The organism is Acinetobacter sp. MF4640 (assembly GCF_002018895.1).
GTDB lineage: Bacteria > Pseudomonadota > Gammaproteobacteria > Pseudomonadales > Moraxellaceae > Acinetobacter > Acinetobacter johnsonii.
Window position 1 is genome coordinate 1 of the sequence record NZ_MVOM01000095.1, and the last position, 6,412, is coordinate 6,412.

At 36.0% G+C, this 6,412-nt stretch carries 3 protein-coding genes and 1 pseudogene; all 4 read left to right on the top strand.

Translation table 11 applies throughout. From position 1 onward, the window contains the following. Positions 1-566 precede the first annotated feature (566 nt). Positions 567-3,401, top strand: a complete 2,835-nt coding sequence (locus MF4640_RS18135) for a type VI secretion system Vgr family protein (RefSeq protein ID WP_017397067.1) — start codon at positions 567-569, stop codon at positions 3,399-3,401. Positions 3,402-3,405: 4 nt separating this feature from the next. Then, complete coding sequence (locus tag MF4640_RS18140) at positions 3,406-4,491, top strand: LysM peptidoglycan-binding domain-containing protein (RefSeq protein WP_004694328.1); 1,086 nt, start codon at positions 3,406-3,408, stop codon at positions 4,489-4,491. An 11-nt stretch (positions 4,492-4,502) separates the two neighbouring features. Continuing rightward, a complete protein-coding gene (locus MF4640_RS18145; protein WP_004694326.1) occupies positions 4,503-5,492 on the top strand; it encodes a tetratricopeptide repeat protein in 990 nt (329 codons plus the stop codon). Positions 5,493-5,723: 231 nt separating this feature from the next. After that, positions 5,724-5,912: pseudogene (locus MF4640_RS18150) on the top strand (IS5/IS1182 family transposase); the annotation flags it as partial. Positions 5,913-6,412: the final 500 nt, after the last annotated feature.

Genomic DNA, 6,412 nt, shown 5'->3' on the forward strand with positions numbered 1-6,412 from the left:
AAGTGAAGGAGCTGTCTGCTGAAATGCTGAACTTAAATTCTGAGAAAAAGTCATAAAAAAATGAGCGTATCTGGATACGCTCATTTTTACCGCATTTCAGCTATTTTGTCTTAACTGATCAGCATTACGCTTAAATGCGGCCTTTTTATTTTTTGTTGATGTGGGATTACTTTGGTGCATAATGCTTAAAGTGGTTTAGTTAGGCTGTTTAAGTAAAATAATTGATTTTTTAGCCATTTTAATCTGAATAAATTTAAGAATTATCATGCTTTGATATTGATATTATGGTTCTATTTATTGAACATTTATATTTGATTTTTATTTATAAGTTATTGAAATTAAAATTATATTATATATTTGTTAGAGTGTTTTGTGCATTTTTTCAGATTTATTTATGGCTATTTAAGCCATTTTAATATTATATCGTTGCGATATTTTTAGGAATGTAATCAAATAGATTAACAATAAAAAACATAAATTATCATTCAAATATGGAAGTAACTAGATTAGAATTCGGGCCAATTTGTATAAATGACCACATTCTAAAATTAAATAATAAATCTCTTATGTCTAACAATATTTATGCTGCATTAGAGCAACTTGGACTGACAGCACAGAAACGTGCGATCCATGTTCAATTCTCAAATACGTCTCTAAATAATCAAGTTTTCCTACAACGTATTGATGGGATGCATAGCCTCAATGAGGGTACTCATCTACAATTGATTTGTCTTTCGACCAACTCCAAAATTCCATTAAAGCAATTTATTGGCTGCCAAACTGCTGTTGATATTGTCACAGACAAATCTGAGTTAACTCGTGTTTCAGGTATTGTGGCCCAAGCAGATATAGGTGCGAGTGATGGTTCTCTTACAATTTATCGTTTGACTGTCAAAGATTCGACAGCCTTATGGAACCATCGTCGTAATAGTCGCGTGTTTATGAATAAGTCGGCTGTGGACGTGATCCAAATCGTGTTTCAAGAATGGGTGCAACGTAGTGCGCTCTTCGCTTTAAGTTTGACTTTGGATAAAAGTGGCTTAACCCAAGATTATGATATTCGTCCATTTATTATGCAGGCCTCGGAAAGCGATTTTGATTTTCTGACTCGGTTGATGAGAAGTGAAGGTATTAACTGGCTGATTGATGAAGCACAACTTAAAGTGCTTAGTTCTAGTGAACAGATACAGCCGCAAAGATTAAGATTAATTGATGATAATTCGCAATTTAACGTCTTAGACCGTCGCAGTATCCGCTTTCATCGCAGTAGTGCCGTAGAAAAAAGCGACTCTATTACTCATTTCGTAGGTCAGCGTTCAATCCAACCGACCTCAGTACATGTACAGCGTTGGCAAGCCGATGTGTTAGTAACTGAAGAAGGGGCGGGAAGTGTTCAAAGCAAGCATAACCATAGTGAAAATTATGACAATGCCAGTTTAGGTTTGGAGCAGGCATGGCATTTTAGCCCTGCATGGATACAGGACTTAAATGGTGAAGATGGTGCGACCAAATCAGGCAATGGTCAGATTGAAAAGTTTAATCAAACCTTAAGTCACTACTACAATGCACAAGCTAAACAATTTAGTGCAACCTCTACAGTACGTGATGCACATGTGGGTTATTGGTTTGAGTTCAATGAACACCCCGAAATAGATCAACACGCAGATGCAGACAAACAGTTTCTAATCACTGCTAAGACTTTTCAAAACCAAAATAATTTACCTAAAGACCTGAATGATCAAGTGGGTGCCTTGCTTCAACAAAGTAATTGGCAGGTAAGTAACATTGCAAACAATAATACAGATGAACGCCAAGCCAATACACTCACGCTTCAACGACGTAACATTGTTACTGTTCCAGAATACAATCCACTACAACATAGAGCGATAGCATCACCACAACGTGCTAAAGTTGTTGGCCCAAGTGGAGAAGAAATCTTTGTTGATGAATGGGGACGCATCAAAGTTCGATTCCTATTTACCCGTAACGAAGACAACACTCATGATGGTGGTGCTGGTTCCAATGATAACGATACGGATTCTGCTTGGGTAGATGTACTGACCCCATGGGCTGGTGAGGGCTATGGGGCAAGATTCTTACCACGCATTGGTGAGATCGTGGTCATTGATTTTTTTGATGGTGATATCGACCGACCATTTGTGGTGGGACGTATCCATGAAGCACAACGCCATCCAACCAAGTTCGACAACAAAGGTAAACTACCTGATACTAAAAAGTTAAGTGGTATTCGCTCCAAAGAAGTTGATGGTGAAGGATTTAACCAACTGCGATTTGATGATACTACCGGACAGATCAGTACCCAACTCCACAGCAGTCATGGTGCAACACAACTTAACCTAGGTAATTTGAGTCATCCTAAAGAAAGTGCGACCAGTGATGGTCGGGGTGAAGGGTTTGAGCTTAGAACAGATCAATGGGGTGCAGTACGAGCTGGAAATGGATTATTACTAAGTACATATCAACAAAACCAAGCCAAAGGTGAACATTTAGATAGTGAGATTGCCAAAAAGCAACTTGAAGGCAGCCAGACCAATAGTAAAGCCTTAAGTGATATTGCCAAGAATCAAAAGACCGATGAAATAGAATCCATTGAGCAACTAAAAGCTTTTGCCGAAGAAATTGAAAAAGATGTTGCCAAGTATAAAAAAGCCATCATGTTACTCAGTTCTGCTGATGGGATTGCCTTAAGTACCCCTGAAGATATCCATCTTTCAGCTACAGGCATCATTAACCATACTGCGGGCGATAGTATTAACCTTAGTACCCAAAAGAATATTTTGGGGCAAGCTTTAGGCAAAGTAAGTCTGTTTGCTGCGCAAGGCGGGATTAAAGCCATTGCAGCACAAGGTAAAGTTGAGATTCAAGCACAGTCAGATGCTTTAGATGTATTTGCCAAACTCGGCATCACGATTTCTTCTACAGAAGATCGGATAGAAATCAGTAGTCCCAAAGAAGTTTTGATTACGGGTGGTTCATCGCAGATTGCTCTGAATGGCTCAGGAATTTTTCCAAAAACGGGTGGGAAATTTGAGGTTAATGCTGGACAACATATGTTTAAAGGTGGAGCTAAAGTTCAGTCCATACTACCAAGTTTTAGTAGTTTAGCTATGAATAAAGAGAATTATTCGTTTACAAATCGCATAGACACTTTTGATGTTTTTAAAGATACTGACTTTTCTGAGGTAAAATATAGAGCCTTACTGAAAGGACAAAAAACTTACAAAGCTGGAGTGTTAGATGAATATGGTAGAACAGAACGTTTTGTAAGTATTGATAATAAACAGGAGGACATACAGGTTGTAGTAGATGAACCAATTTACGAGTGGTCAATTATTGATGAGGATTTTGAAGAACCAGAAAATAATGAGGTAGAAGGTTAAATTTATGAAATTTGAAGTTTTTTTTAAAGATAGAGCTGGGAATCCTGTTGATGGGTTACGCTATAAAGTATCAGTTTTAAATGATGAACAAAAAAAGACAAAAAGAAAACTAGTTGAGTTCACTACAAAGAATGGTAAAGGTAAGGGGGGCTCAATAGTTGGTATAGAGCAATTAGTTTTTGAAGTAATGGATTTTCCGACACCATATAAATCGTGGACGGAAATAGGTTATTTTTCATATAATAAGAGAATGGGTAGAGATGAGAAGAGAACAATAATAGTTAATGTCCCATCAATAATAATAAATACAAAAACATTTCAAAAGCAAGAAGTGGCGGGTAGCTATGAGCGGAGAACACAAGTTATAAACAAAAAATTAGATAAAAATATTTATTTATATCCAAGTATTATAAAACATACAGTTAAATCGGGTGAAAATTTAAATTTTATTGCAAAACAGCATGGTGTTTCTGTTAATGATATTAGTATGAGGAATAAAGGAATTAATGTTAATGCTATTAAAGTAGGGCAAATTATTATCATAAAAGATGAAATAGATGCTAAAAGAAAAGAATTAGCGGACCATAAAAAATATAAGAAGTATATAAAAGAAAAATTTCAAATATCCAAAAATAACTCTAAAGTTGTAGTGGAAATTGAAGTAGATGTGAAAGGGACTCAACTTATGTATGTAAATGTATCTGGAGCAATTGCTGCGGTTATTGGGGTGGGTGCTAGTATCCAAATTGGAGTGGCACGAACACCGAAAGGTCAGTGGGGAATATTTCTTGCTCCTGGGGTATCTGGTGTACAAGGAACTCCTTCTGTTTCTGTAGAAGGAGGTTATTTATTAAGTGAGGCTAAAAGTTTAGATGATTTAGCTGGTTTTGGATATTCTATGAATGTGAATACATATGCATTGGTTGGTGCTTCAACTGTTGCGGCTTCAGGTTTAACTCCAGAAAAAATATTTGATGGAGACTTTAATGAAGGAACCACAATGGGCGGGGGACTTGAAGCTGGAGTTGGTATGGGAGCTAATATTCAACATAACCTTAGTTATACATTTGTCATTCCTTTAACAAAATAGGACTCTTTTAAATGAAGTTTTTGTTTACTGCATTGATATTGACATTGAGCCTAACAGGTTGTGATGTTAATGCGGATAAAGCTAGCGCGGAAGGTCAATATATTGATTTATCTGAAATTGATGAAGTAATAAAGAGTCAAGATGATAATGAAAAGTTAAATTATTTCAATGCTTTATTAGCTAAGGCTGAAGATAATGATCCTATTGCGCAGAATTTAGTAGGGGTTGTCTTTGAGAATGGCTATTTAAATCAAAAGATGGACATTAAAAAAGCAGTTCATTGGTATGAAAAGGCAATTAAGAATAATAATGGGGTAGCTGAAAATAATATGGGGAGTTTATATGCTCATGGAAATGGAGTTAAACAGGACTATGAAAAAGCTTATACTTATTTTACAAAAGCAATGAATAAAAACGTGCCAGAGGCTATTAACTCAATTGGATTTATGTATTTTAACGGATTTTATTTTGAAAGGGATCTTAAAAAAGCATGTGAATATTATGAAAAATCAGCAAACTTAGACTACGGTTTGGGAGCTGCAAATACTGCTAATTGTTATTATGAGGGTTGGGGGGGGATAAAAGATAAACATAAATATTTTGAATACTCTTTAAAGGCTGCTGAAAAAAATTATGCACCTTCACAATTTAATGTTGCAGTTATGTATAAGAAAGGAGAGGTAATAGATAAGTCTATGACGAAAGCTGTCTACTGGTACGAAAAGGCAGTAGAGAATAATGAACCTCGTGCTGCTTATAATTTAGCCTCATTGTATGAAAAAGGTGATGGAGTAGAACAAAATTTTGACCTTGCATATGCTTATTATACTTTAGCGAATGAGTTCGGGTTAGAGATAGCTAGAAGCAAGTTGCTTGAGTTAGAGAGTAAAGTCGTTAAAGAAAATATTCGAATTTTAAAGAATGGCGAGAAAATACAAATTGTAATAGATGATCCTAATAGTAAATGGGAGATTAAGGATGAAGAGGAAGGAAAAAAGTAATAAAGTTGGAACTGTGAAGAATTGATAGTTGAAAAAGCAGCGATAGACGCAAACACCAACTACCAGCTTCAGTTGTGTATGACCAATATAGCGTTCCATTTGAAGGCTTTAGTGTCGTACCACATGATGATGGAAGTTTATTGCTGAATTTTGGTTCGAACTGGAATTTCTATTTTCATAGTTTTAATGCTGGAAAATATTATCATCTCGTTCAATAATTTAATGAGCAGACTGATGAAAAAGTGGTCTGGGTATCATCTGCGCAGTTTGGTCGAAACTAAGATGCATTGTATCAAATTATTAGGCGATAAACTCAGCGCTAGGAATTTTGACAGCTAAGTCAACGAGATTCATGCACGTGTGGCAGTCTTAAATAAATTTACAGAATTAGACCGAGCTCACACCCAAGTTGTCACTTAAATTTGAGTCGCTTAGGGGTATTTTATTTTTTAAATCTTTGTGCAAAAAATTATAGTAGTATCGATGACTATATTAAAAACATGGATGAAACATCAAAAGTAAGTAAAAGTTTAAAGTGGGGTGGAAGATTAGTTTTTGCTTGGGATATTTATGGCAGTGTAAATTCAGTGGCTTAGGTCTATGAAAAAGGTGTTCCAGATGGTACAAGGAAAGAAATTTTAAAACAAACTGGTAAAATTAATGGCGGCCTATTAGGTGCAAGAATTGGAGGGAGCATTGGAACAGCCATCGGTGGTGTAGTAATAGGCGTTGTTGGAGGAACTGTTGGCCTTCCTGTTCTGGCCGTTGTAGGAGTTATAGCAGTTGGAGGTACGGCAGAGTAAAACTTGAAGTGCGACATAAACCACCTAATTAATTTAAAGGGTTTATGGAGTATATAAAATTGTCATACCATCATCTTAACTTTGAAGATCGTACTGCATTAATGCTTGAGTCAAGAA

Bases quoted from the DNA above. Each gene is read 5' to 3' on its own strand.
- MF4640_RS18135 (WP_017397067.1), top strand. From the start codon at position 567: ATGTCTAACAATATTTATGCTGCATTAGAGCAACTTGGACTGACAGCA.
- MF4640_RS18140 (WP_004694328.1), top strand. From the start codon at position 3,406: ATGAAATTTGAAGTTTTTTTTAAAGATAGAGCTGGGAATCCTGTTGAT.
- MF4640_RS18145 (WP_004694326.1), top strand. From the start codon at position 4,503: ATGAAGTTTTTGTTTACTGCATTGATATTGACATTGAGCCTAACAGGT.